General features: G+C 52.4%; 23 protein-coding genes and 2 pseudogenes. 8 read left to right on the top strand and 17 right to left on the bottom strand.

All coding sequences use genetic code 11. The features are described 5' to 3' along the window. Positions 1-10: 10 nt before the first annotated feature. From KGP22_RS02670 to KGP22_RS02660, 3 genes are all read right to left on the bottom strand, one after another. Complete coding sequence (locus tag KGP22_RS02670; protein WP_111964146.1) at positions 11-271, bottom strand: XapX domain-containing protein; 261 nt, start codon at positions 269-271, stop codon at positions 11-13. Then, positions 268-489, bottom strand: coding sequence for a DUF1427 family protein (locus KGP22_RS02665; protein WP_111964147.1), 222 nt, complete (start codon positions 487-489; stop codon positions 268-270). Before KGP22_RS02665 ends, KGP22_RS02670 begins: the two co-directional genes overlap by 4 nt. 61 nt (positions 490-550) lie before the next feature. Then, positions 551-1,237 (bottom strand): hydrolase, encoded by a 687-nt coding sequence (locus tag KGP22_RS02660; protein WP_047059056.1) that lies wholly within the window; start codon positions 1,235-1,237, stop codon positions 551-553. A gap of 218 nt (positions 1,238-1,455) precedes the next feature. On the opposite strand from KGP22_RS02660, the gene KGP22_RS02655 reads away from it, so the two are divergent. From KGP22_RS02655 to KGP22_RS02640, 4 genes are read left to right on the top strand one after another with little or no spacing between them, the layout of a single operon-like run. Further along, the gene (locus KGP22_RS02655; protein WP_223581115.1) at positions 1,456-3,327 is read left to right on the top strand and encodes an amidohydrolase; all 1,872 of its coding nucleotides are present in this window, start codon (positions 1,456-1,458) and stop codon (positions 3,325-3,327) included. Continuing rightward, entirely contained in the window at positions 3,327-3,734 is a 408-nt protein-coding gene (locus tag KGP22_RS02650; RefSeq protein ID WP_111964149.1) for a DoxX family protein, read from the top strand. The genes KGP22_RS02655 and KGP22_RS02650 overlap by 1 nt, the downstream gene beginning before the upstream one ends. Beyond that, positions 3,731-5,350, top strand: a complete 1,620-nt coding sequence (locus KGP22_RS02645) for an MFS transporter (protein ID WP_223581113.1) — start codon at positions 3,731-3,733, stop codon at positions 5,348-5,350. Before KGP22_RS02650 ends, KGP22_RS02645 begins: the two co-directional genes overlap by 4 nt. Before the next feature lie 30 nt (positions 5,351-5,380). After that, positions 5,381-6,202: an alpha/beta hydrolase gene (locus KGP22_RS02640; protein ID WP_223581111.1), complete on the top strand. Its 822-nt coding sequence runs from the start codon at positions 5,381-5,383 to the stop codon at positions 6,200-6,202. Here KGP22_RS02640 and KGP22_RS02635 read toward each other — a convergent pair. Together KGP22_RS02635 and KGP22_RS02630 are read right to left on the bottom strand one after the other, a co-directional pair. Next, entirely contained in the window at positions 6,165-7,586 is a 1,422-nt protein-coding gene (locus KGP22_RS02635; RefSeq protein ID WP_223581109.1) for an MFS transporter, read from the bottom strand. The genes KGP22_RS02640 and KGP22_RS02635 overlap by 38 nt on opposite strands. 47 nt (positions 7,587-7,633) lie before the next feature. Further along, a complete protein-coding gene (locus tag KGP22_RS02630; RefSeq protein ID WP_149367796.1) occupies positions 7,634-8,725 on the bottom strand; it encodes a cellulase family glycosylhydrolase in 1,092 nt (363 codons plus the stop codon). 185 nt (positions 8,726-8,910) lie between these two features. Between KGP22_RS02630 and KGP22_RS02625 the strand changes: the two genes are divergently transcribed. Next, complete coding sequence (locus KGP22_RS02625) at positions 8,911-9,918, top strand: LacI family DNA-binding transcriptional regulator (RefSeq protein ID WP_149367797.1); 1,008 nt, start codon at positions 8,911-8,913, stop codon at positions 9,916-9,918. Here the strand turns inward: KGP22_RS02625 and fosA are convergent. Then, entirely contained in the window at positions 9,904-10,329 is a 426-nt protein-coding gene (gene fosA, locus KGP22_RS02620) for a FosA/FosA2 family fosfomycin resistance glutathione transferase (RefSeq protein ID WP_149367798.1), read from the bottom strand. The two genes, KGP22_RS02625 and fosA, sit on opposite strands and share 15 nt — an antisense overlap. A 199-nt stretch (positions 10,330-10,528) precedes the next feature. Between fosA and trpS the strand changes: the two genes are divergently transcribed. After that, positions 10,529-11,530 (top strand): tryptophan--tRNA ligase, encoded by a 1,002-nt coding sequence (gene trpS / locus KGP22_RS02615; protein WP_223581107.1) that lies wholly within the window; start codon positions 10,529-10,531, stop codon positions 11,528-11,530. A 142-nt stretch (positions 11,531-11,672) separates the two neighbouring features. On the opposite strand, the gene KGP22_RS02610 is transcribed toward trpS, so the two are convergent. The 9 genes and pseudogenes from KGP22_RS02610 to KGP22_RS02570 form a co-directional block, all read right to left on the bottom strand. Continuing rightward, complete coding sequence (locus KGP22_RS02610) at positions 11,673-15,188, bottom strand: AAA domain-containing protein (protein ID WP_223581105.1); 3,516 nt, start codon at positions 15,186-15,188, stop codon at positions 11,673-11,675. Between the two features lie 1,144 nt (positions 15,189-16,332). Beyond that, on the bottom strand, positions 16,333-16,914 hold the full coding sequence (locus KGP22_RS02605; RefSeq protein WP_223581103.1) for a fimbrial protein: 582 nt from the start codon (positions 16,912-16,914) through the stop codon (positions 16,333-16,335). A 9-nt stretch (positions 16,915-16,923) separates the two neighbouring features. Then, positions 16,924-17,964, bottom strand: coding sequence for a fimbrial protein (locus KGP22_RS02600; RefSeq protein WP_223581101.1), 1,041 nt, complete (start codon positions 17,962-17,964; stop codon positions 16,924-16,926). An 8-nt stretch (positions 17,965-17,972) separates the two neighbouring features. Beyond that, positions 17,973-20,648: a fimbria/pilus outer membrane usher protein gene (locus tag KGP22_RS02595; protein WP_223581099.1), complete on the bottom strand. Its 2,676-nt coding sequence runs from the start codon at positions 20,646-20,648 to the stop codon at positions 17,973-17,975. 53 nt (positions 20,649-20,701) lie between these two features. Beyond that, a complete protein-coding gene (locus tag KGP22_RS02590) occupies positions 20,702-21,403 on the bottom strand; it encodes a molecular chaperone (RefSeq protein ID WP_111965520.1) in 702 nt (233 codons plus the stop codon). A 315-nt stretch (positions 21,404-21,718) separates the two neighbouring features. Then, a complete protein-coding gene (gene istB, locus KGP22_RS02585) occupies positions 21,719-22,510 on the bottom strand; it encodes an IS21-like element helper ATPase IstB (RefSeq protein ID WP_223540741.1) in 792 nt (263 codons plus the stop codon). Further along, positions 22,507-23,535, bottom strand: a complete 1,029-nt coding sequence (gene istA / locus KGP22_RS02580) for an IS21 family transposase (protein WP_223579877.1) — start codon at positions 23,533-23,535, stop codon at positions 22,507-22,509. Before istA ends, istB begins: the two co-directional genes overlap by 4 nt. 46 nt (positions 23,536-23,581) lie before the next feature. Continuing rightward, a complete protein-coding gene (locus KGP22_RS02575; RefSeq protein WP_223581097.1) occupies positions 23,582-24,001 on the bottom strand; it encodes a fimbrial protein in 420 nt (139 codons plus the stop codon). 542 nt (positions 24,002-24,543) lie between these two features. Continuing rightward, positions 24,544-24,723 (bottom strand): annotated as a pseudogene (locus KGP22_RS02570) (IS3 family transposase); the annotation flags it as partial. Between the two features lie 5 nt (positions 24,724-24,728). Here KGP22_RS02570 and KGP22_RS02565 point away from each other — a divergent pair. Then, on the top strand, positions 24,729-25,055 hold the full coding sequence (locus KGP22_RS02565) for a hypothetical protein (protein WP_223582370.1): 327 nt from the start codon (positions 24,729-24,731) through the stop codon (positions 25,053-25,055). Further along, positions 25,052-25,297 (top strand): ogr/Delta-like zinc finger family protein, encoded by a 246-nt coding sequence (locus KGP22_RS02560; protein ID WP_223582367.1) that lies wholly within the window; start codon positions 25,052-25,054, stop codon positions 25,295-25,297. Before KGP22_RS02565 ends, KGP22_RS02560 begins: the two co-directional genes overlap by 4 nt. Before the next feature lie 146 nt (positions 25,298-25,443). Here the strand turns inward: KGP22_RS02560 and KGP22_RS02555 are convergent. Beyond that, positions 25,444-25,590, bottom strand: a pseudogene (locus KGP22_RS02555) (integrase); the annotation flags it as partial. Positions 25,591-25,869: 279 nt separating this feature from the next. Beyond that, positions 25,870-26,667, bottom strand: coding sequence for a helix-turn-helix transcriptional regulator (locus KGP22_RS02550; protein WP_047359029.1), 798 nt, complete (start codon positions 26,665-26,667; stop codon positions 25,870-25,872). Between the last annotated feature and the right edge of the window lie 10 nt (positions 26,668-26,677).

Here is a 26,677-nt window from a genome sequence, read left to right as displayed (position 1 = left end):
TAAAAAATCATTATACGTCGCGATCGTCCTTCGCGGGCGCAGGGGGCGCCGAGCCGCTGATTTTCGGTACGCATTCGTGACGAAACCAGGCGAGGGTGAGCGGTTCGCGACTCAGTAAACGTCGTCCCACCGGGATGAGCTGTTCGCCCACCAGCATGCCGAACAGGCCAAGCAGGGCGACAACCGGCGGTGCCGGGGAATGAACGTCGAGCAGGGCGTAAATTACCCCAGCAACCACGCCGCACACCAGCGAAATTATCCATGCCTTCATGAGGACGCTCCCGTCTGCGATTTAGCCTGCGGCACGGTCACCTGAGGAGGAGGCACGCCGTCCCGGGATAACAGATGACGCGTCGCCTGTTCACCCGCCAGCATCCCCAGCAGGCCAATCAACGCCAGCGCGGGCGGCGCGGGGGAGCGCACCTTCAGCACGGCATACATCAGGCCAATCAACACGCCTGCCGCAAGGGATATCAGCCCAGTACTCATTGTGAACTCCAGAGAAAGAGGCAGCGGCGAGCCGGATGAGGGACCAGCCCGCCAGCGGAACTTAGCGAGCCGGGACCGGCGCTAAGGTGCGGTGCTCGCTCTTCTGGCGAGACGGCGCTTTGTGCACCATGGTGTAGGCGTAATCGACGCCCATGCCGTACGCGCCGGAGTGCTCGCGCACGATGTCCATCACCGCGGTATAGGTCTCTTTACGCGCCCAGTCGCGCTGCCACTCCAGCATCACCTGCTGCCAGGTCACCGGGATCACGCCCGCCTGGATCATGCGCTGCATCGCGTAGTCGTGGGCTTCTTTGGAGGTGCCGCCGGACGCGTCCGCCACCATATAAATTTCGTAGTCGCCTTCGAGCATCGCGCAGAGGGCGAAGCTGTTATTGCACACTTCGGTCCACAGACCGGCAACCACCACCTTCTTCTTGCCGTTGGCCTTCAGCGCGTCGCGCACCTTCTGGTCGTCCCAGGAGTTCATGGAGGTACGCTCCAGAATGTCCTGACCCGGGAACACGTCCAGCAGCTCAGGATAGGTATTGCCGGAGAAGCTTTCGGTCTCAACGGTGGTGATGATGGTTGGAATGTTGAACACCTTAGCCGCTTTCGCCAGCGCCACGGTGTTGTTTTTCAGCACCTGACGGTCAATAGACTGCACGCCAAACGCCATCTGAGGCTGGTGATCGATAAAGATTACCTGACAGTTAGCAGGGGTTAACACTTCGAGCTTTGAAGAGGTCATAGCATTTTCCAGTGGTTAAGGGTAGAAATCGCCGCGAGCGCCGCGACGATAAAGTCACTCTCATCCTGCGGTTTTCCCTCTCCGCGCGTAATTATCTCTTCGTATAGTTAACCTTAGGTATAGTTATACTTTGGTATACCTATCCTATTGTATAACTGGATCTTTGCCGAAACCGGTTCCCATAATCCTGACCATTCCCCTCTCAGTCAGGAGCAGTTATGGTTACCCTCGGTAAAGCCGATCTCATTCTGGTTAACGGCCAGTTTCACACCGTCGATCGCGAGAATCCTGTCGCGGAAGCGGTTGCCGTGCGCGACGGAAAATTTCTGGAAGTAGGTACCGTCGCCGAGGTGATGCAACACCACTGCGACGGTACCAAAGTGGTGGATTTGAAAGGCCACACCGCCATCCCCGGCCTGAACGACTCGCACCTGCACCTGATCCGTGGCGGGCTGAACTACAACCTTGAGCTGCGCTGGGAAGGCGTGCCCTCGCTGGCCGACGCCCTGCGGATGCTAAAAGAGCAGGCCCTGCGCACGCCGTCACCCCAGTGGGTGCGCGTGGTGGGCGGCTGGACCGAGTTCCAGTTTGCCGAGCGCCGCATGCCGACGCTGGACGAGATCAACGACGCCGCGCCGGATACCCCGGTCTTCATCCTGCACCTGTACGACCGCGCCCTGCTCAACCGCGCCGCGCTGAAGGTGGTCGGCTACACCAAAGACACGCCAAACCCGCCGGGCGGCGAGATCCAGCGCGACGCCAACGGCAACCCGACCGGGATGCTGATTGCCCGTCCGAACGCTATGATCCTCTACGCCACGCTGGCCAAAGGGCCGAAGCTGCCGCTGGAGCAGCAGGTCAACTCCACCCGCCAGTTCATGCGCGAGCTGAACCGTCTGGGGCTGACCAGCGCCATCGACGCGGGCGGCGGCTTCCAGAACTACCCGGAAGATTACGAGGTGATTGCCGAGCTGCACGAGAAAAAGCAGATGACCATCCGCATCGCCTACAACCTGTTTACCCAGCGTCCGGGCCACGAGCTGGAAGACTTTGAAAAATGGACCGACATGCTCACGCCGGGCCAGGGCAGCGACTTCTTCCGCCACAACGGCGCGGGCGAGATGCTGGTCTTCTCCGCCGCCGATTTTGAAGACTTCCTCGAGCCGCGCCCGGACCTCGCGCCGGGCATGGAGGACGAGCTGGAGCGCGTGGTGCGCCATCTGGTGGAGCACCGCTGGCCGTTCCGCCTGCACGCTACCTATAACGAATCCATCAGCCGCATGCTGGACGTATTCGAGAAGGTGAACCGCGACATTCCGTTCAACGGCCTGCACTGGTTCTTCGACCACGCGGAAACCGTTACCCAGGCCAACATCGACCGCATCAAAGCGCTGGGCGGCGGCATTGCCGTGCAGCACCGCATGGCCTTCCAGGGGGAGTACTTTGCCGAGCGTTACGGCATTGAAGCCACCCGCCACACGCCGCCGGTAGCGAAAATGCTTGAGACCGGCGTGCCGGTGGGCTTAGGAACGGACGCCACCCGCGTGGCGAGCTACAACCCGTGGACCGCGCTCTACTGGCTGGTCTCCGGTCGCACCGTTGGCGGGATGCAGATGTACGATCACAGCGCCCGTCTGGATCGCGATACCGCCCTGATGCTCTGGACCCAGGGCAGCGCGTGGTTCTCCAGCGAGCAGAACCAGAAGGGGCAGATCAAGGTCGGCCAGCTCGCCGATCTGGCCGTTCTCAGCAAAGACTACTTCCGCGTGCCGGAAGAGGAGATCAAGGGCATCGAGTCCGTCCTGACGGTGGTGAACGGCGGCATCGTCTACGCCGCAGGCAGCTTTGGCCCGCTCGCGCCGCCTGCTATTCCGGTTCTGCCCGAGTGGTCCCCGGTGGTGAAGGTGCCGGGCCACTACCGCAGCGCGCCGCCGCAGGCCGCACGCGTGGGCATGAGCGCCGTCCACCACTGCAGCGGCCCGTGCGGGGTTCACAGCCACCAGCATGATTTCGCCCGCACCTCAGAGATGCCGGTGTCAGACGATAACGCTTTCTGGGGGGCGCTGGGCTGCAGCTGCTTTGCATTCTGATGAAAAACACCACTATGCCGCCCCGAATCGACCTGGGGCTGTTCTTCCTGCGCCTGACCGGCAGCCTGCTGCTGCTGTACGTGCACGGCCTGCCGAAGGTGCTGCACTTCAGCGAAGAGCTGACGCGCATTGAAGATCCGTTCGGCTTCGGGCCTTACGCCAGCCTGATCCCGGCGATTGTCGCCGAGGTGATCTGCCCGCTGTTGATCATTGCGGGCGTCTACACCCGCCTGGCGTGCCTGCCGATTATCGCCGTGCTGCTGGTGGCGATGCTGGCGGTCCACCCGAACTGGTCAATTGCTGAAGGGCAGTTTGGCTGGCTGCTGCTGATTATCTTCACCACCCTTGCCCTCACCGGGCCGGGCCAGTGGCGACTGCAGCGTAAGGCAGCGGAGAGGTTCGCATGACCCAGGTTAACGACGTTCGCGACGCACACGTCGAGACGACGCCCGCATCGACGGTTTCTCCCTGGCAGCCGCTGAGCCAGCCGGTGTTCCGCATGCTGTGGATCGCCACGGTGGTCTCTAACGTCGGCTCATGGATGAGCGACGTCGGCATCAACTGGAGCATGCTGACCCTGAGCGCCGACCCGCTGGATATCGCGCTGGTGCAGGCGGCCAGCAGCCTGCCGATGTTCCTCTTCGCCCTGCCGTCCGGGGTGATGGCGGACATCGTTGACCGGCGTAAATACCTGCTCTTCTCCCAGCTGTGGGTGTTCATCGCCGCCGCCGGGCTGACGGTGCTTTCCTTCACCGGACACGTCACCCCCGCCGTTCTGCTGGTGGCGACGTTTCTGCTGAGCGTGGGGGCGGCGATGAGCTCGCCGCCGTTCCAGGCCGTGGTGCCCGATCTGGTGAGCAAGCCGGAGCTGGGCGCCGCCGTGGCGCTGAACTCGCTCGGGGTGAACATCAGCCGGGCGATTGGCCCCGCGCTGGGCGGTTTCCTGCTGTCGCTCGCCGGGCCGTGGATGGTGTTCGCCCTGAACGCGCTGTCCGTGATTGGCGTGGCGTGGGTGCTGTGGCGCTGGCGTCCGGCCCCGTCCATTCAGCGTCTGCCGCCGGAGCACTTCTTCTCTGCGGTGCGCACCGGCATCCGCTACGTGCACGCCGCACCGGTGCTGCGCAACGTGCTGGTGCGTACCGTGGCCTTCTTCGTTTTCGGAAGCGCGGGCTGGGCACTGCTGCCGCTGGTGGCGCGCCGCGAGCTGGGCTTAGGCCCGGCGGGTTACGGCGTGATGCTGGCGTGCATTGGCCTGGGCGCCATTGCCGGGGCCATTCTGCTGCCGCGCCTGCGCCAGCGGCTGAACGCCGACCGGCTGATGGTGGCCGCGAGCCTGGTCTTTGCCCTCACCATGCTGGCGCTGGCGTTTGTGCGCCACGTCTGGCTGCTCAACCTGTTTGAGTTCTTCACCGGCTTCGCGTGGATTGCGGTGCTCTCGACGCTGAACCTCGGCGCGCAGCGCAGCGCCGCCCGCTGGGTGAAGGCCCGGGCGCTGGCGGTTTACCTGACGGTGTTCTTCGGCTCAATGACCACGGGCAGCGCCATCTGGGGGCAGATTGCCTCCCGGTTCGGCACCCCGACCGCGCTGGTTGTCGCCACGCTTGGTATGGTGCTGGCAAGCGCCACCGTGTTCCGCTGGAAGCTGGAGAAAGACCCGGAATTAAACCTCGACCTGAGCGGACAGCCGCTGGACGGCGTGGAGATCGACCTGCCGAACGAGCGCGGCCCGGTGCTGGTCTCGCACGAGTACATCATCGACCCGCACAACGCGAAAGCCTTCCTGGAGGCGGTCCACGAGCTGCGCAGGGTGCGACGCCGCGCAGGAGCGATGAGCTGGGCGGTATATGAGGATATTGAGCGCCCCGGCCTGTTTATTGAAACCTTCCTGATGGGCTCGTGGATTGAGCATCTGCGCCAGCAGGAGCGCCACACCATGAATGACCTCCTGCTGCAAAGCCGCGTTCTGGCTTTTCATCAGGGCACAACATCACCGGCAATTCGTTATCTGGTCGCGCCGGTATAACCATAACCATCACCTGCACAGGAACACACTATGGCAACGTTTAAGGCAAAAGACGGCACGCAGATTTACTACAAAGAAGGCGGCGCGGGCAAACCGATTCTCTTCAGCCACGGCTGGCCGCTGGACGGCGACATGTGGGACAGCCAGTTGAACTACCTGGCCGAGCGCGGTTTCCGCGCCATCGCCTTTGACCGTCGCGGGTTTGGCCGCTCGGATCAGCCGTGGAACGGCTACGACTACGACACCTTTGCGTCCGACATCAACGACCTGATCACCACCCTGGACCTGCGCGAAGTGACGCTGGTGGGCTTCTCCATGGGCGGCGGCGACGTGACGCGCTACATCAACAACTACGGCAGCGCGCGCGTCGCCGGTCTGGCGCTGCTGGGCGCGGTCACGCCAATCTTCGGCAAATCGGATACCTTCCCGCAGGGTGTGGATCAGAGCGTGTTCGACGGCATTCGCGACGGGCTGCGTAAAGATCGCGCCCAGTTCATCAGCGACTTCGCCACCCCGTTCTACGGCACCAACGCCGGGCAGACCGTCTCTGCCGGAGCCCTGACCCAGACGCTGAACATCGCCCTGCTGGCGTCCCTGAAGGGCACCATCGACTGCGTGACCGCGTTCGGCGAAACCGACTTCCGCCCGGATATGGCGAAAATCGACGTGCCGACGCTGGTGATCCACGGCAGCAACGACCAGATCGTGCCGTTTGAAAGCACCGGCAAGCTGGCGGCAGAGATGATCAAAAACGCCACGCTGAAGGTGTACGACAACGCGCCGCACGGCTTCGCGCTGACCCACCAGGACCAGCTCAACGAAGATCTGCTGGCGTTTGTGAAGTCGCTGTAATTTTCTGTAGGCCGGGTAAGGCGCAGTCGCCACCCGGCGCTTTCGCAGACGCGTTCCGCTCCGCCAGCAGCCGACAAATCTCCGCGTGCTTCTCCTCGGTAAAGGTAAAGCGCGACATAAAGCCCATGCGGATCAGCGAGCCTATCGCCGGCAGCAGGCAGATCCCGAAGAACAGCCCCGACAGCACGCTCTCGCTCTGAATTTGCGCCTGCGGCACGTAGCCGATCATCGTCAGAAACACGCCGATCAACCCGCCGCCCACCGCCACCGACATCTTGCCGGTGAAGGTCTGCCCGGAGAAGGTGATCGCCGCGCAGCGCTTGTGAGTGTGGTACTCCGCGTACTCAATGGTGTCGGCAATCATCGATGAGGTGAGGATGTTGGTCATCATCACGAACAGCGTGCTCAGGCCGAGCAGAATAAACAGCATCGTCACCTGCTGATAGCCGACAAACCACATCACCACGCGCACCGCCACGTCCAGCCCGCAGAGGATCATAAACAGCTTCCGCTTCTGCATCCGGCGCGTCAGCATTGGGGCGACCAGGCACAGCACCGCCGCGACTATCCCCATCACGCCAATCGCCATTTGCAGGCTGCCGTCGCCCAGGTTGTTGATAAAGAAGTAGATATAGAGCCCGCCCGCCACGTTGTGGAACACGCAGAAAAAGAACGACAGCAGGACGATAAACAGCGGCTTGTTCTGGCGCAGGTTGTGGAAGGTGTCGCGGATGGTCACCTTCTCCGGGCTCGGCGGCACGCGCTCTTTGATCTGCATAAAGCCGTTGAGCATCAGCGGCAGGCCCACCAGCATCATCACCAGCGCCGCCATAAAATAGCCTTTGTCATTGCTGTACTGGGCGAAGTAGGCCGCCAGCTTCGGGAAGAAGATGTTGGCGCAGGCAATCCCGGCGTTCACCCCGAGCATCGCCGCCGTCACCGCGCGGGTGCGCTGCCCGGAGTCGTTGGTCATCACCGACGACATCGACCAGAACGGGATATCGGAGATGGCGTACAGCGTCCCCCACAGGATATAGGTCACCCCGGCGTAGAGGATTTTGGTGGTCATGTCCGCTTCGATTTTATAGAACGACAGCAGCGTGACGCCGGTGATCAGCAGCGGGGCGATCAGCAAAAAGTGGCGAAATTTGCCGAACCGGCTGTTAATGGTGTCCATGATGCTGGCAAACAGCGGATCGTGTACCGCGTCCCACGCGCGGGCAATCAGGAAGATGGTGCTCGCCGCCAGCGCCGAAATCCCCAGCACGTCGGTGTAAAAATAGTTAATAAACGAACCCACTAAACCAAAGCTAAAACACTGACCTAAACCATAACCAAAATAAGACCACAGCTCGCGAGACGGTATTTTCATTGTCGTTGCCATTGTTATATGCCTGCCTGGTTGCCCGGCGGTGGACCGCCGGGTCGATATTATTTGTCCTGCGCCTGAGGGGCGATCTTGCGCAGCTGCTGCATCAGGGCGATTTCACGGCGCGAGAACGGAATACCGTTTTCCTCAAACACGTCGTGGAACCAGAGGCGGCAGTAGTCCGTGGACTCTTTCATCACCACCGGCCACGGTAGCCAGGTCTGGGTTTTGCCGCGCACCAGCCCCCACTGGTACGGCGCGACCTTCGCCGCGTACATCAGCGGGAGCTGCTCTTCGATGGTGCTGCCCACGTGGCGCGCCAGCCATTCGGTGCAGAACAGCGGGCGACCGAGCGCCTGCAGCTGCTGGATAATTGCCGTCATGCGTCCCGTGTGGGTGTAGGCGTGGAAGCTCACCACGTCCGAGAGCGCCAGCGCGGTCTGGTCCAGCGGATGCCGGAAGAACGTCTCGCCCTCCTCTTCCGGCGGCAGACGCCAGGCGCAGACGGTGAGCGGCTGGGTCGGGTCTTCTTCTCGCACCCACTGGAACGCAAGCTTCATCAGCGCGTGGGCGCAGGTCTCCAGCTTCGCGTCGTATTGCACCTCCTGCGTGCCGGTCGCGAAAATGCCGCGGTTGCCCGGCTCGTTGTAGAGATCCCACAGCAGCACGCGCTTATCCTCGCGGAACTGGCGGACAACGTCGCGGATATAGCGTTCAATGTCTGCCCAACAGTCCGGATCGCACACCTTGTCGCGCCCCGGGCTCGCCGCCGCCTGGCTGTTGTGCTTGCCCGGCACCGGCGGCTTTTGCGGGCCGAGGTAAGGCTCGTCGCCGGAGAAGCCGCAGTCGTCCATCAGGGTCAGCATGGTGCTGAACCCGTGACCGTCGGCAATCGTCAAAAACCGGTCAATGCGCGCCATCAGCCCGTCGCGGTCGTGCTCCCAGACGATAAACGGCAGGTTGATGCGCAGGGTGTTGTAGCCCGCCTCCGCCGCCCAGCCCAGCTCGCGGTCAATCGTCCCGACATCGAAGGTCTCTGCCTGCCAGATATCGGTCCAGTTCACCGCCGTCGACGGCAGATAGTTAAACCCGCACAGCCAGCCCTTCTGCTGATACCACGCCTGTGCCTGCTCCCTGCTCCACTGCTCTTTCATTACGCGTCCTCTTACTGATAATATTTAGCTAATAAATATTAGTTGCGGGATAAATGCGCAATTTGCCGCACGAAGAAAAGCGATGCCTCTCACAAAGTTCACGCTTCGATGAATGAGAAACGTGATCGACGGCGCTAAAGCGTGCGGTTAGGGTATGATGCGAAATCGCGAAAGGGAGAGGACGGATGAAGCGAAAAACGAAAGTGACGATGAACGATATTGCGCGGGCGGCGGGCGTGTCGCAGGCGACGGTATCGCTGGTGCTTAACCAGTCCCGCAACATCAAGCTCAGCGATGACACCCGCCAGCGGGTGATTGGCGTCGCTACCGAGCTCGGCTACGACCGCCTCCCCGCCGTTCACGCCCCGCGCAACCAGGAAGAGATCGCCCTGCTGGTCAGCTCGCTGCAGAGCTTTGACCCGTTTATCGACGCCATCAGCCAGGCGCGGGAAGCGGCGTGGCGCAACGAGACCCTGCTCACCGTCTACGACTACGGCGACGACATCGAGCTAGCGCTGAACATCATCCGCCAGCTGGAGAAGCGCAACTGCATCGGGATTATCCTCGCCTCCCCGATCACCACGCTGGTGGACATGACGGCATTCCAGGACTGCACCCGCATCCCGCTGGTGCTGCTCAACCAGCGCGATCCCGGCTCGCCGCTGCTGCCGTCGTTTATCCCGGACGACTACGCCAACGCCTTTCAGGTCACTAAACACCTCATCGCCTGCGGGGCCACGCGCATCGCCCACATCACCGGCGAGAGCTGGATGGAGGCCTCACGCCAGCGTCTGGCAGGCTACCAGGCGGCATTGCAGCAGGCCGGACTCGCGTGCGACGACGGCCTGGTGCGCCAGACCAACTGGCAGTTCAGCGAGTCCTTTACCGCGACAGCTTCCCTACTGGAACTGGCCGAGCGCCCGGACGCCATCTTCTGCGCCAGCGACTGGCTGGCGATTGGCTGCTATCAGGCGCTGGCGGTGAATGGCGTGCGCATCCCGCAGGACATGCTGCTGGCGGGCTACGACGACCAGAAGATTTCCGAGCAGCTCACCCCGCCGCTGACCAGTATCCAGCTGCCCTACAGCGAGCTGGGACGGCTGGCGGTGGAGTACCTGTGCAATCAGGAAGATGCCGCCACGCACGTGACGCTGGCGGGCAGGCTGAAGGTGCGCGCCTCAAGCCTCGTCTGAGGTAAACACCATGCCCACATAGGGCTTCTCGCGGCACGCCGCCAGCCGCGCGGCGAGGCTGCCCACGTGCAGCTCCAGCTTGTGCCCGTCCGGGTCGAGAAAATAGAACGACGCCCCCTCGCTTTTGTTCTGCTTCCAGACGGTGACGCCCGCCTGCTCCAGCTTGTTCGAGAACGGTTCAAAATCAGCCTCCGCCACGGTAAACGCGTAGTGGGTATAGTCGCTCTCCTGCGGCGGCACGTAATAGCGCATCTCGTCGTACGACAGACAGACCCAAAGATCGCCGCAGGTGAGATAAGCACCGGTATTCCAGCGGGCGTGCAGCGTCAGGCCCAGCAGCTCGTGCCAGAAGGTGAGGCTTTTTTGCAGGTCGCTGACCGCGAGGGTCAGATGGTTGAGTGATTGCAGCATGACGTGCCCTTTTGTTTTTCGCGCCGGACGTGGTACGGTAAAGAGATGAACATAAACCACGCCGTGCTCACCGTAAACCGCTGGTGGCTGCCTTCTTAAAGGCGGCACGGAGTAGTTTTCCCCATTTTCAGATAGCCGCCGAAAGGCGGCTTTCTCACATCTAAGACCCCTTTCGGCAACTGCCCATTAAGGAGTCTTTATGAACACGCAAACCATCCTCACCGGCGACCGCCCAACCGGCCCGCTGCACCTCGGCCACTTCGTCGGATCGCTGCGCCAGCGCGTGGCGCTCCAGCAGACGCACAGCCAGTTTGTACTGATTGCCGACCTGCAGGGGCTGACCGACAACGGCAGCAACCCGCAGAAGATACGCGACAACATCCCCGAAGTGCTGGCCGACTACCTCGCCGCGGGCATCGACCCGAACCTGACCACGATCTGCCTGCAATCTGCCCTGCCCGCCCTCGCCGAGCTGACGATGCTGTATATGAATATCGTCACCGTCGCCCGCGTGGAGCGTAACCCGACGGTGAAAAACGAGATTGCGCAGAAGGGCTTCGCCCGCTCGCTGCCGGTCGGGTTTATGGCCTACCCCATCAGCCAGGCGGCGGACATCACCGCGTTTAAGGCCGAGTGCGTGCCCGTCGGCGACGACCAGTTGCCGATGATTGAGCAGACCAACGAGATTGTGCACAAGATGAATAGCCTGCTGCCCGCCCCGGTGCTGCGCCACTGCAGGGCGATGCTGAGCGACACAAGCCGCCTGCCCGGCATCGACGGCAGCGCCAAGATGTCGAAATCGCTGGGCAACACGCTGCACCTTTCGGCCAGCGAAGAGACGATTCATCGCGCGGTGAGCGCCATGTACACCGACCCGAACCACCTGAAGGTGAGCGACCCGGGGCAGATTGAGGGGAACGTGGTGTTTACGTATCTCGACGCGTTTCATCCGGACAAGGAGAAAGTGGCGGCGATGAAGGCGCACTATCAGGCGGGCGGGCTGGGCGACCGGGCGTGCAAGAACGAGCTGGAGGCGTGTTTGCAGGAGCTGATTGCGCCGATGCGGGAGCGGAGGGCGATGTATATGCAGGATAAGGGCGAGCTGATGACGATGCTGAAGCGCGGGACGGAGCGGGCGCAGGGAGTGACGCAGGAGACGTTGAAGGAGGTGAAGGTTGGGCTGGGGGTGCCGGTGTTTTGATTAGGTGAATTAATTGAGGTTGGGCGGTGGAGTGTGTAGGAATGGCACCGACAAAATGTTTGTAAGGGTTAATAGACATGATTTTATTAAACCTCCTGAGCACCCTGTGATTTATAAGGGTGCTCAGGCACTGTATATCTTTTTATAACTGACGCTGCTCAAGGCTGGAATAAATCGTATTGATCTCTGCTCTTAAGCTATCGCCGCGATAGACCATCGACGTATCGTATCGCTGATATCTTTCCTCTCGCGAGGCGCTAAACCAGTTAAAGGAACCGACGCAAAGCAGCCCCTCATCACCAATCACAATCTTACTGTGAACACGGTTAACCAGCTTCGTTGTGATGCCCATTTCATTCAACCTTTCCAGGGCTTCATTTAGACGCTGATATTTCTCTTTTCGCTTTTCGAAATTGGCATGGTCTGTATTCAACGTTTTATCCGTTACTACAGTGATATCAATGCCGCGGGCGCGCGCCTGAGACATCGACGCCAGAAAACCGGTCTGTTCCAGCTTTTGCCAGGTGAGCCACGGGGAAACGATAGTAATTCTCTGATTAATCTCGTCAAAAGTCTGATTCAAAAACGCATCATGTTGATCCACCCCGTGCAGGGTTGAAATCTGTGTTTGTGAGGTATTTAAATCCTGGCGCTCCTGAAACTCGAACTGCAATGCATTATCGGTGGAAGCAAACAGGTATTTCGCCAGCAGCCCACGAGGTGACGTTCCGGGTTGGATCTCAAACAGGTCCATATCGCCAAAGACCAGGAAACTATCTTTAGCACGCGAAACGGCAACGTTCAGCATGCTGCTGTCGCTGTCGATAAATCCGCCATCTTCATGTTTCGAATACACGGGAGAGAACAGCACAATTGCTCGTTCGGCTCCCTGCAATGAGTGGACCGTACCTACTGTCAGTGAGCTTTCGTCACCATTGCAATTGATATCCAGCTTACGCAATGACGACTTAATCGCGCTGACCTGCGCCGAAAATGGGGTCACAACGCCGACTAATTCATGCAGAGGTTTATTGTAGTGCCGCTCAATCTCTTCTTTATGCGCGGCAAGCCAGGCTGCTATCGTCTTCGCTTCAAAGTCGTTATAGCGACTTCCACCACTTGCCTGCATACCTTTACCATCTATATGCAGATAACCCATTGCAGGAAATATTGTTTCTTTATCTTCCCCTCGTTTGGGCTGCAACTTACCGTGATAGCAGAGCGTGTTACAGTAGCCAATGATGTTATCGAAGCAACGACGGTGTTCATAAAGGTACATCCCTCTCGCCAAATCCGGATCGTACTGGTAGCGCGAGTTGAACTGCGCAACCTTCATAACGCTGCCAGAGGCAGCACTTTTTCCAGATTCACACACCAGGGTATACGCTTCAGTAAGTTCTTCCTGCGTACCTCCCGGAAGAATGTTTTCCTCAACCATGTTGCCGATATCAATACCAGGCAGGCTATTCCAGATAGGCGCAATCTGTTCTGTGTCTCCAATCACCAGGGCTTTCTTCGCCAGTGCGAAGGATGCAGCGGCAACCTCAGGAAGTACCTGCCCCGCTTCATCGACAATCAGCAAATCGGCGAAGTTATATAAATAACCATCATCAAACTTTTTACCGCCAATGTGTTCCCTGACGAGCATATGGTGAGGAAGCATAAAGCAGGTCATCACGACGCAAGGGGTGAGCTTCATTCTACGCAGCCAGCGGGCTTTAATGGTCTTCGCCCCTTTGAGACCTTTCTCTTTTTGAAGGTTATCGATAGCAGCCATATCCATCAGCCAACGACCTTCCCAGTAATGCGTCGCCACCAGAAACGCGGGGAAACGGAGCTGTGTATCGGCAAGTTCATCGGCTTCGCGCAGACTCAACTCTGCTTCGTCCTGATTTCCCAGTGAGCGAGTAATCTCGCGCCAGCGCAGTGCCGCTTCGCTTTCACGTCGGGAAATGTCCTCAGCAATAGCGATCTGCTGCTGATACCCGGTCTGTTCATTATGCGATTGTGCAATCAGGCCATCGATAAAAGCATCAATTCCATCAGGCAGAGTTCCCTGGAATGCAGACATTCTTTCGCCAAACGTAGCCTCCAAAAACAGCTTCATTTGATAGTGACGCTTAGTACGAACGGCGGGAAGCCAGGAGAAGAGAGCAAACATGATCGACTCACCGGCTCGATATTGTTCCCACTGTTTTTTGCCCTGCGTTAATAGCGAGATTTCATTTGTGCTATTAAGCAGTGATGTTCTCTTATCCTCAATATACTGCTCGAGATCGTCGCTGACGGCGTTCCGCTCTTCGCGTATGGCGTTCAGGGCGTCCCACGCAGGCTCGATTTGCTCAAGCTCTGCAGAGAGTTCAACTAATCGCTGATGCAAGAGCTCCACAACCTGTTCAGGTGAATGACATGACACAGTCGGAAAAGCTGCGCTTGCCTTTTCAAGGAAAAAGAATCGGGCATCTTCTACGTATTCAAGTGATTCAACACGGTTAAAAAAGTCTTCCGTCTGGTATTTTTTTGCTGCCTCGGCTTTTCGGCTTGAAGACGGGAAGTAGGCACCAAAGCTTTTTACATCAGGTAACCAACGGCCGGCCATAGGCCCGCTGCCGGTAGCAAAATCTTTACCGAAGGCCTCGATTATGTTGGTAACGGCCTGATTGTTTGTCGATGTCGCAATCACCATTGGCGGTTCAGTTTTGTTAAGCGCCGCCCTCGCCCACTCCGTGGCAATGATAGAGAGTACCAGCGTAGTTTTTCCGGTTCCCGGAGGACCGTTGACGGCAAGAATATCGCCTGGCTGCTGAGTTAGATAATGGCTAAGCGCATCGCGCTGTGCGACCGCCAGCGGAAACTTATCGCCGGAATGTCCCAGACGCTCACTGAACATGGCATGACTGGCAAGAAGCGGCTCAACAGGTGATTTATCCTTTGAAGCAAAGCGTGCCAGCAATGGCACCTCTTTTTTGCACGACAGTAGATGATCGTACATAGGCAGGATATGAATGCTTGCCCCTCCAGACTGGTTGGCTTTAATAATGTAGCCATGTCCAGCCTGCTCATATTGCTCTGGAGAATCAAGCCATTTCCCGGCCACACTTTTTAAAAGTTCATTTGTGTCTTTCAGGTACTTTTGCCACAACTGCTTATAGCGAGCATATCGTTCCGCCCGCTGTTCGTCTGTTTCCTCACGCTGCTGGTCATCGACATCAGGACCAAAAGTGAATGAATCATGCGTGGTTTTGTATTTGTCATATTCCGCCATCTCACCAATAGAAAAGGTACCTTTGGGGAGTGGTTCAAGCAGGTCGCGGGGAATGGTGGCAGGAGATGCGGGGAACAAAAAGCCTTCACGGTTCAACAGAGCAGAAGTCACCAATGGTGTAACGATACCAGGTGCCCCTGCCGTACGTTCCTTGCCATGCTTTAACAGGCGGATCCATACCTGCGGCCGTAACATTACCTCGACGGTTTTAACCTGCTCGTCTTCGCCCTCGAAGAACGACTGCACGATCTCTTCATCCAACCTGCCCCGATCGACATTCACCCACTGAGTAAATGAAGCTTCATCTTTACGCTCAAATGCCCCTTTTCCAGACTCGGCATCAGCTAAGGTATTACGCCAGTATGAAGTGAATCCCTGAGTGTTACTGTCCATTCCCCATCCCGTGACTTAAATGAAATTATTGATTTCGCTGCTATAAGTTCTCCGCATAATTAAGTATTGTCCACGTTGCGAGCGCGATCGCAATAAATTGTTCGTAACAAACATGTATTAAATTCCCGTGGTGGACGAATGCTAATAATTGGAATTGTCCTCCTGAATTTGCCCGTGGTTCCCCAAAACACCTTTTCAGCTCATTACCTGATACATTAATCCAGTAAAACCGGAGCTAATCCAATTTCGTTGAATGCTCTGCCATGGTTGGCGAAAACAAAACTCATCTGACGGAAAAAAACATTATCCCCAAATCTATCCTGCCCGCCGTCAAGACCGCAGGCTGGGATGTCACGTCACATGCCCGTCAGAAAGTAAAACTTCGGAATGGTAAAATTGTAGCCTTGGCAAACTGGCCTCACTTATCAATGTTGAATCTGCCGAAATCTTGCAGTACCGCATACCTAACTTGCCGCTGGCGGTTATCGAAACCAGGACCAATAAGCCCGCCATCAGCACGCGATTCCAACCCTTTCGGTACGGCAATGGCCAACCTAACCGGACGAACCATAGAATCGGCTAGCTATGTTCACCTTAGGTTATATAAAGCTATTACCAGGCAGGAAGATCATCAGAAAACCTAAAAATAGGTAGAACCGAATTTCTTAGACCTGACGTCGATTGAGGAATGCTACTGGCCGGCTGGATAAAACGACGAAGAGATTGAAGACCGAATCTATAGCCTGAAAGAATTTGATAGCATACTGGTATTTGATCAATGCAACATGTATCACCCAGGGCAAGTAAACCTATGCGATGTTTTTCTAAAAAGCATGCTCGTTCAATAAACATTCTCGCGAAATAACACTTGAATAATTATGAACCTCGTTTCAAACCCAAGATCACACAATTATACAAATATCACCCTTTATATTGCCAGGAATAAGCACCGCATATATAAATTTTAAATAGAACCCTATGGTTATTCTATTTAAAATTTATGACGATTAGTCTTTAAAGATAAAGTTGCAAACCACCTAATTCAGTTTTAATGCAAACCAACATGTAATTGATGTAAAGAACATGGAATTAGATGGTTAAAAAGAATAAAATTTCGCGCCACATACCTCACCGATTTACGTTGTTAAGGGTAAGTAACTGTGAACTGAGCGGTTGCATTTGCAACACCAGGAGTTATCTGAGGGCGCGATACGAGAGCCTGATATTGCGCATTAAAACTTAATAGATTATCCCCGCCAATGAGAGCTATGGCCTCTGAAGGATTATCAAGTTTCAATTCATTGGTAGTGTCACCCTGGTTAATTCTAACCGCCACGCCAGTTGCCGCACCGGTAACACTATCTAATTCTAGTAGTGATGGGTCGGATGCTGCAGTACCGGTAAAGGTTACAACTGCTTTTTTTGGCCCACCATCAGGGCAGGTGACAGTAATCGAAAATGGTATCGCACGAGATACATCGCCCGCCTCAGCAAGATCAATTGTACTCACATCGCCAAGGGTTACTGTTTGATCTGCAATGCCTTTAATATCACATGTGGCAGCAAAAACTTCACCATGAAATTTAATTGGCACCGACTCGAGTGCAGTTAAAGCATAGACTAATTGCGGAATAAATAAAATTATCGCAATAAAACTATTTTTATTAACAATGCTCGGCTTACAGATATGTAAGTAATTAGAGAAGATCTTAAAGAATTGATTCATTTTAGCGATTCACTCCAGATTCATCATAACGGTGGCTGTCGCCGTAAATTTACCCGGAACTGGCATATTTCCTGACACATTAACCGGATAACTTTTAAACAAAGCATTCCCTGTTTGTGTACTTGCATCAAATTGCGTGAGCAAGTCTCCACTATTGGGACTGACAATCGCCCCATTACGATCTTCAATTCGCACACCAATATCACTATTAGTGGTTAAAAGTGAACTGGAATCCCCAGGCGCGGCCTGACCATTAAAGCTAAACTTAACCTTAATACCTTCTGCTATATTAGTACAACTATAGTTTACCGATGCAGTTTTTTCTTCATACCCGTCGGGTTTCGCTCCCTTAGTTTTTAGCGAGGTATCTACCAGCCGGCCTAAATCTATATCTATAATCTGCCCATCATTAATTTTACATGACTGTGGGACGCTTATAGTCCCACTGATATATACTTGAGATATAGGAGTAGAAGAATAACTCCCCGTCGCTTTTGTTGAATACATAGATGCTACTAAAGTTGATGGGATATCAATTGAACCAACAAAGCCTTTTTTAATATATAAGGAAACATTTCCTTTTGAGCCGGAGTTAGCAGTGTTAATCGGGGTATTACAGGCTTTATCCGGTGAATTATTACTGATATTTTCGAATGGAACCGTATAATAACCATTCCCTCCGACAAAAATAGTCGTCGCAATAGCCATATTATCATTTAAATTATAATATGTCTTACTATTAAAAACTCCATACTGCGTAAGAGTTGAGCGCCCCGAAAACATTCTTGCTCTGTTTGTACCATCACAATCACATGTAATACTATACGTTGTTCCTAAATCCCACGAATCTACAGGATCTATAATCTTGCCTGGACTATCGAGAGAAGGATCGGTAATTGTAGATGTAAAATCGATATCGAAATGATATGGAGTGCCGCCTGTAGGAGTACACCAACCCGTAACAGCACTCGCATGATGTGAATATCCGAAAAATATTACAAGAAAAATAAATAACGGATAAGCATTGTACTTTATTTTAAAAAATGCCATAACGTTTCTCATTTACAGATAACATTGATTTGTTGCAAGCCGATATCTTTTCTTTTATTTTTACCAGTACTAGCTGGTAATACAAAATCAGCGTGACATTTCATTTCGTTATTTAAACCCCACTTTGCGGTTATGCTTCCACGCTCTGGAAGACCGCTCAGGTATACTTCGCCATTCTCATTCACAATACCGACATCCGGGTTTTCACTACCATCGACAGAAACCATTGCACCAAATGGCACTGCAAATTTATCCTGTTGAAATGTTATTAACACTCGATGCCCTACATTAGTCTTGAAGGCAGCAGCAACTACGGCACCTGCTGTTGGTACAACAGTTGTAACGTTATTTTTAATATCAACATCATCTTTCAATGTTGATGGTTCAAGGGCTATACGAGAACGTCTATAGGAATTTAAATAAGGTACAATAGTATAGCCACGCCAGTCAGTACTCAGCCCAGTGCCATTATTTACTTTAGCATTGTCCGCCCCTGGAGCTTCAACAAGTGCCAGCGCTGAAATATCGCCAACCAAAGGCTGACCAAAAGTGATACCATGTTGATGGAGCACTACAGATCCTTGTGCACCATAATTTACCTGCCTGGAGTTATCACTATAGTTGTAACCTACATTTAATTCCCCATAGCTTCCCTTATAATCCATCCCCACCTGACCATTATAATTTTGATTGTTATTTCCAGTACCCTGAGACATATAATAAGAAAGATTATTATCTTTAAGTGCAGTACCACTAATTCCAGCCTGACTATACATGCCACCATGAAGATCGCTATTCATACTAGTGGTAGCATAAGCACCTGGAAGCCATTTTCCTAATGGGATACTGACATTGATCGAAACTTGTTTGTTATTATTAGCATGCGTATTTGAACTTGTATTTGCACTTTTATTTGTATATTGCGTATACATATACATTAATGACCACGCAATGCCATTTACAAAAGAGTTGTTATAGCTTACCGAAAGATTACGCTCATAACCCTCTTCATTCCAATAATCTTGCTGGTACCCTGATATTGCTAAGGACCCCCAATCGAGTCCCACAAGATTTTGGGAGAAGGTTAATTGGAGCTTACTACGCTTGTTACCATGCCAGTTATTATTATATGTATCATCAGGCTGGTCGTAGTCCAGCGACTCCTGCAGAGTGTAAAACCCTTTAGTGGAATAACGATAACCAGCTAAGGTAATTGTCGAGTCAGTAGCGGCAATACTTTTAGAATACTGAAAGCGATATGATTGACCTTTTTTATTTATGTCTCCTTCATTTGTCGTTAACGATGTATTGGCCTGAGTTGCATCCACCGAGAAGGCACCCCAATCACCTAAACCGACACCTAAACCTAATGCGGCTGATCGATAATTTGGCGAATGTTGAACCCCTCCATAGACCGTCATGTCATGAGGTAATCCATAAATTAATGTTGACTGTTCTATTAAAGAGGTATCATCGTGAGAACTAACAGGACGATACTTCCCTACCATTGCAGCATACTTGAGATTCCCTTCACGTTGCATTACAGCAACATTAGAAAAGGGTTGTATAAATGTATGCTCTGAACCGTCAGATTCTTTAACTATTATTTGTAACTCACCACTTGATGATGTCGGATACAAATCTTTAATCGAAAATGCTCCAGGAGAAACATAAGTTTGATAAATCACGTTTCCGTCTTGCTTTACCGTTACCTGAGCATTACTATTAGCAATGCCACGTATAGTTGGAGCAAATCCCCGTAGGCTGTCGGGCATCATATTGTCATCAGAGCCAATCTGCACACCACGAAAGGGGATACTATCGAAAACATCAGAAGGTGTATAGCTTTCACCCGCGATGAATTGCCCCTTTATTGAAGGGATATCATGTTGTATGTAGGTATCAATTGAATCCCAATTAAGGTGATTATTTTCATTCGATGCCTCGTTATTATTTCCAGTATTATCGCTGTTTTTATTAAGCATAGCAGTGCTGTAGTTACGCAGACGCCAACCACCGATGTTAAAACCGCTATGCAAATTAAGAAAATAATTGTCATTAACCCCCTGACTATGCCACTCTCTTGATCCACTCAAACCGTAACTCAGCAACAACGCAGTAACGCCTTCATCCCAATATTGGGGATCAATTGTTCCCTGAGCAGTTGTTCTCATCAACGCCTGTGGAACAGAAATTTTTAATATCTGATGTTGAAAATCGAATATTATTTTTGCCGAGGGAATATAGCTACTCAGATCTGTAATTACTTTATCCTCAGCCACATCTTTTAGCTCAGCAGCGGAGTCTATGGCAACACCCCATCGTCTATATTGCCCTAACGTGAGCTTTGGCATCAGTTTACCTGTCGTTCCCTCAACAAACTCTACATCACGGGTTTCTTGAAGCTCGCTATTAATATAAATATCAACGCGATAAGTACCTGGAGCTTGGCCGCCCTTAGTTGAAAAGCGAGATAAATCGATCGGAGTTGTATTGGGATTATCAATTTCCAGAGCATTAGGATTGAAAAAAATCTCTTCCGCTAAACTTTGTTTCGCGAATAGAAATAAAGTTAATGTGACACCAACGTGTATTAAGCTTACTTTTGGATGAAATAGCAAAGGACGTTGGCAAACAAAACCAGAGAGACGATTTAATTTTCTTTTAAAGATTAAAGAAATCATACTTTATTTGCTCTAGAAAATTATAAATATTACCAAGATAATCTTCTAAAAACTTATCTCAGCTGGGACCAAATGACTTTACTATTTCCACCATAATCATTAATAAACTGCCAGGCGACCTTATCGCTTGAACTTTTGCCACCAGCATAGTTGTAAGTCGCACTAGCCTTTGGGGGAACCATTACATTAGTTGTGTCTAATAAAACCCCACCTACTTTTAAAGTATAAAAGCTTATGTAATAGGGTGTAGGGTTGATAACCTCAACCTTGCCCTGGCTTCGCTTAAATGATACTTTATTAAAATCATCTTCGGTTGGTGATTGTATTCCATCTGGACGATAAAATAGCTTAATCCGTGTTTTTACGGATATTTGCAATACATTCTTATCGTTATTACGTGCTACTGAAGGGATAGACTTTATGTTCATCCAATATACTGACTCGCGATCTTGAGGGAAATCTCCCCCAGTCCTGATTATACGAATCAAATTCTCTGTCCCTTCGTCAAGACGGAAAAGAGGTGGTGTTGCAACAAAAGGAGGTTTATTTGCTGATTTAACTTTACCATCAGCGCCATTGTCGTCAGCCCATGCCTGAATAAGGTAAGGGGATTTATCAGCGTTTTTTACCGATAGTGAAACTTCTCTTGCACTACCATTGTAGACAATGCGCGTTCCCCCAACGATTACCCCAGCTTGAACGCTAGCAGTAAAGAGGCCTAACGAAAATAATAGAGTAGTAATTCTCATATTCATAAAAGTGAGCCTCCTAAAAAACACTTTATTATCAAAAAACATTTATAAACTATATGGGTATTTATTAGTAATAAATACCCATATCCTCATATCAGTTATAAATAACCGTAAACTGACTTGTCGCATTAGCAGTACCAGAGCCAACAGTCGCGCTGGTAGCCTGATAACGTGCAATAAAGTTCATGGTCGCTGTTTTATCCGTTGCAACTGTAACGGCTGAAAGTGAATTCGATTCGTGTAATTTAATCAGGTGTCAATACCGATCGAATAGTGACCCACCCTGCCAAAGTAAAACAGACCCACCCCTGTTAGCGGTTAGCCAGAAATGTCGGCGGTTGCAGACTTCTTCAACTGACCACTTTTTAACTTATCCTTCAGCCTGTAACTTTGCCCGCTAATCTGAACAATGTGGGCATGATGTAGCAAACGATCCAACATCGCTGCTGTGAGCGTCTCGTCATCCCCAAAGGTTCCTGACCACTGTGTAAATGGCAGATTACTGGTCAATATCAGACTGCCTGACTCGTAGCGTCTGGCAACAACCTGGAAGAACAGGTTGGCTTCCTCCTTACCGAACGGCAGGTAGCCAATCTCGTCAATTACCAGCAGTCGTGGCTTGTGAATGATGCGGTTCAGATAGCCTTTAAGTTCACCCTGACGATGGGCGGCAACCAACTGCAACATCATGTCCGCGGCGGTGATAAACCGGGTACTCAGCCCGGCCATGGCACACCGGTACGCGAGAGCAGCGGCAAGATGGCTTTTACCTACACCAGAGGGCCCCAGGAACACGATGTTCTCCTGCCGTTCGATGAATGCCAGACTTGTCAGTTCTTGTATCTGCGCCCGGGGAGCACCGCTGGCGAACTTGAAGTCAAACTGTTCCAGCGTCTTGATCGCTGGCAAACCAGAAAGGCGTAACAGCGTCTGGCGCCGACGCTCATCACGGCTGTCCGCCTCCAGCTTCAGAAGTTGCTCAAGAAAATCCCCGAATGACGCGGTGTCATCTATCGCCTTCTGGGCCAGAGCAGGCCACTCGGATGCAATACGATCGAGGCGAAACTGCTGGCATAGCTCATCAATGCGTTGATGCTGAAGATCACTCATGAACGCTCCTCCAGTAAGGACTGATAAACCGACAGAGGGTGCTGAATACTCTCTACTGGCAGAGCCCGTCGGGGAGCATCGGCCAGTCGGGGAACGGAGAACGGCCCTGGTGCCGGCAATGGCAGCAATGCTGCGAGCTCCTTCTGTAATCGCTGGTCAGGAGGAACCCCGGTCGTACCGTGCTTCCGGGCGTTAGCCGTATGAACAAGCCATGCCCCAACACGGGCGTTGGCGGAGTCAACATCCAGGAGAAGGCCCGACTGCTTGAACGTTGTCGCCAGCGGTACGACAAAACTCTCCTTGAGATAGCGGTTAAAGCGTTCAACTTTACCCTTAGTCTTCGCGCGATAAGGCCGACAAACTCTGGGCGTAAAGCCGTACTTCTCGGCTAAAGCCAGTAGCGTAGGGTTCCAGCGATGAAGCCCCTCGCCATAGACGTCCCGCTCCAGAATAATGGCCTTAGCATTATCAAACAGCAGATGCCGTGGCGTGCCGCCGAAGAAGGCCAGTGCATGTTCAATCCCGTCGCACCATGCAGCGGTATCCTGGTTCGCGTAAAAGCGGACGTAAGTAGCCCGGCTCCAGCCCAGAGTGGCGACTATCGCCAGGAGAGGGCTCGAACCCTGACGAATGATGGTGAAGTCAACCTGCATCTGCTCGCCCGGTTCTGTCTCAAACCGAACCACCGGCTCAGCGGGTTGTTGCTTCAACGGAAATAAATAAGCGGTCAGCATGCTGTAGCCGCCGGAATAGCCTCGTGCGCGGATCTCCTGAAGCATAACGCTGGCGGGTATCCAGTGTGGTCGGGCAGCCTCGACACGTTCGTTGATATAAGCCTTGAACGGATCAAGCTTGCCCGGGCGTGGAGCTCTGGTGGAATAACGGGATGAGGACGCAGCATCTCCCATGCGGATATAACGCCGGATAGTCTGGCGGGAACACCTCAAATGACGGGCAATAGCACGGATAGACATGCCTTGCCGACGAAGAACAGCAATCTCCACTCTTAACTCCAATGTTAGCATCGGCAGCTCGCTTAAAACTGCCAGTTTTACCCATGGTGGGTCCGTTTTACATTGGCATGTGGGTCATTTTTACATCGGTACTAACAATCAGGTTGTTCTGTGCATCTGTAATTTGGATTGCGACACCAGTAGCAGTTTGTCCTGTATCAAGTTTAAGCAAATCTAGATTCGCGGGATCGCTGACTCCATCAAATTTCACATTGACAGTACCAGTTGGACACGCAGTCAGCTTAATACTAAACTTAGTTGGTGCAGCAGTATCATCTTTTGCTTTAAAAGCTGCTTTCGCTACATCACCTAATGTTACTGTTTGATCTGCGCTTCCAGAATCAACTGTACATGCTGTATCAAGTATATTACCTTTAAACTTCACTGTTCCATCAGCCGCTAGAGCTGTATGTGTGATACCAGAAAAAGCTACCAGTAAAGTCAAAAGTTTCATGCCGCCATTAAATCTTGTTTTCATACAAAAATCCTTACTCGTGAAGACCAAAAAGTTAATCAATATAAGAACATTGATTAATCAATTCCTTTAACCGAGCATAATTATAATTTCGGTGAATGAAAAACAATACAAAACATATGTCCTTTTTTGTACAACATTCATATAGTGAAAAAATATAGAAAAATGTATAATTATTGAATTGTTAATTTTTTGAAAATATAAAATTACAATAGTTAGTTCATTTTTTGATAGCGACGCTGACAATATCCTGACGCTCTTCAATTAAGCGCACACGCTGGATAAGAAAGGTAAGACCGAGGGTGTCATCCCTGTTAATAAAGCGAAAAAAAAGTAACAAGAACATTAGACCTGTTAACTGAATTGTAACTTAAACGCTTGAGAAATTGGTAACGCTGTTGCGGCGAAGGGAATGGAACAAACAGTTTAATTATCTAAAAATAATTCACTTTCTAAGCTATAAGTTAATTTACCCCATAAACTGGACTGTTCCCACGCGGTAGACGAATACAGTCCTCACGACGAGGCGCGTTCAAAGTCCTCCGAACGATGACCTCGCCGTCCGGTTTTCGACTCCAGACGGCCATCATCAGCTCGCCGAGAACCAGTTAGCATCAGAGAGTGTGCTTCATCGACCAGCCGACAACGTTACGGTCGAAGAAAACGATAACCACTGCCAGTAGCAACCAGTCCTGTCAGGTGCAGATATAAGTGATGTCGGTGACCTGACATCACTCAAACCGCAGTTTTTCCCGACTACCTTAAACCTGCAATGGAACAACTTGAGACAGTCAGAGAAGCGCCTCTCTCTAATGCCCGACGCATAGATGAATCCGCGGCGGATATTAGCCAGATGAAAGCGTGGATTGATCAGGCCGTAAAGGGCTGCGATATCCGTCTGACCGATGAATCGGTGCTGTTCAGAACAAGGCTGTCGGCCTCCACGCTGCCGCATAGGAAGCATGACGTTGCGGCCACGCCCGTTCAGCGGAAAGTCTGGCAGGAAAAAATGCGGGAATGTGAAGCTGACCTGAAAGCACGGGGGCTATTGTCATAATGCGATGCCCTTTCTGCCGCACGGCGGCCCACGTTCGCACCAGCCGCTATATGTCTGAGAGCGTCAAAGAAAGTTACCTGCAGTGTCAGAATATACACTGCTCAGCGACATTTAAAACGCATGAGTCGATTTTTGAAGTGATACGTTCTCCGGTCATCTATGAGAAACCCGCGCCGTTGCCGACAGCCCCCGTGGCACCCCGTCGGGTAAAAGGCTGCTACAGCTCGCCGTTCCGCCATTAATCAGGAGAGACAACCCGTGACCACCCTGACCTTACAGCAGGCCTATGACGCCTGTCAGACGAACAAAGCGGCACCTTAAGCAGGCAGGCTTGGCGGGAAGAGCATTGCGCGCCATTAAAGAAGACATATTTTTTGCGAGGCGATCTTTTTTTTTGAGAGGAGCGTCTGAACTTCATGCGCCTGTATTTAGAACTCTTGCCCGAAACTTCGAGATAAAAACAGCTACCATCGGCCAATTTGTAGGTTTTCTCTTTTGGCTTAGCGGCCTCGATCTGTCTGACGTTAAGCTTCATTTGGGGCACATTTCTAATCGAAGTTAAGATGCCCCCAATGACATCCGGATTTCATTGGACTATCTTGGACGACTCAGGGCGTAAAAACGACAAATGCATTGACTTTTAAAGGATAATTGAAATTTCTAGAATGATCCTAGAAGTACTGATGGTGCGAAGGCCGCACCGCGATTTAATCCATAACCAATTGAAATAAGTAACTTTATAAAAACAATGAATCACGATGTATACTCACATGTATACTCAACGAGATTCCCTGTGAATACAGCTAGCTAAAAACTACTCTTCATCTTCTTCCACAGGCTCCAGCGCGTCAAGTACGACTCGTACCATGGCAATAGAACCAATACGGATAAAAGCATCTTCTCCATCTTCGTCGGTTAACATATAACGATCTGTGGTTTCAGGCTCACAGTCCAGTTTGTCAAAGAACGCATTCAACTGACCGATATCATGCGCCTCTTCATTTTGCGGCACATCAGGCTCAACGCTCAGCGGAATCACAGGGCCACCGTTCACCAAGGTGATATGGACATTAAAATAATCGTCTTCGTAATCATCATCTTCTTTAGCAACGATTGGCGGTAGACTATCAGACAAGAACTGGTGAAATACCACTTCACGCATATTTAACGCATAACGATACTGGTCCGAGTCAAAGACAAAGAACCGCTCTACATTCGGGCTAGCTGTTTCCTGAAAATAATAATAAAACCTCCGCTTATCAGCAGCAGAAATGGGCAACAATAAATAATCCTGCAGCCCCTGTAGCCAAAGTTTTACGGTCCAGAGACCGCTATCCATTTCAATGCCACTTGTAGCTATTACCTCAAGATCTTCATCGGTTTTACGACGCTTCTTACGGAAGTCGTCTATCAACCGATCGCTTTCCGGGAACACGACGTTTAGAGGTTTATCCAGGGCATTGCATATTGCCTGAGCAAGGCCCAACTTTGCTGCAACCTTCCCGGTTTCGATGCGCTGGATTTGCTGCTGGCTGGTGCCGACCATAAACGCCAGTTCGCGCTGAGTGATCGACAATTGGGTACGAAGCTGTTTGATGTTGTTCTGTAACATGGCATCGCTC

This window comes from Enterobacter sp. JBIWA005 (assembly GCF_019968805.1).
Classification (GTDB): domain Bacteria; phylum Pseudomonadota; class Gammaproteobacteria; order Enterobacterales; family Enterobacteriaceae; genus Enterobacter; species Enterobacter vonholyi.
Note: the sequence above shows the minus strand (reverse complement) of the source record. Positions and strands in the feature narration are given on the sequence as shown.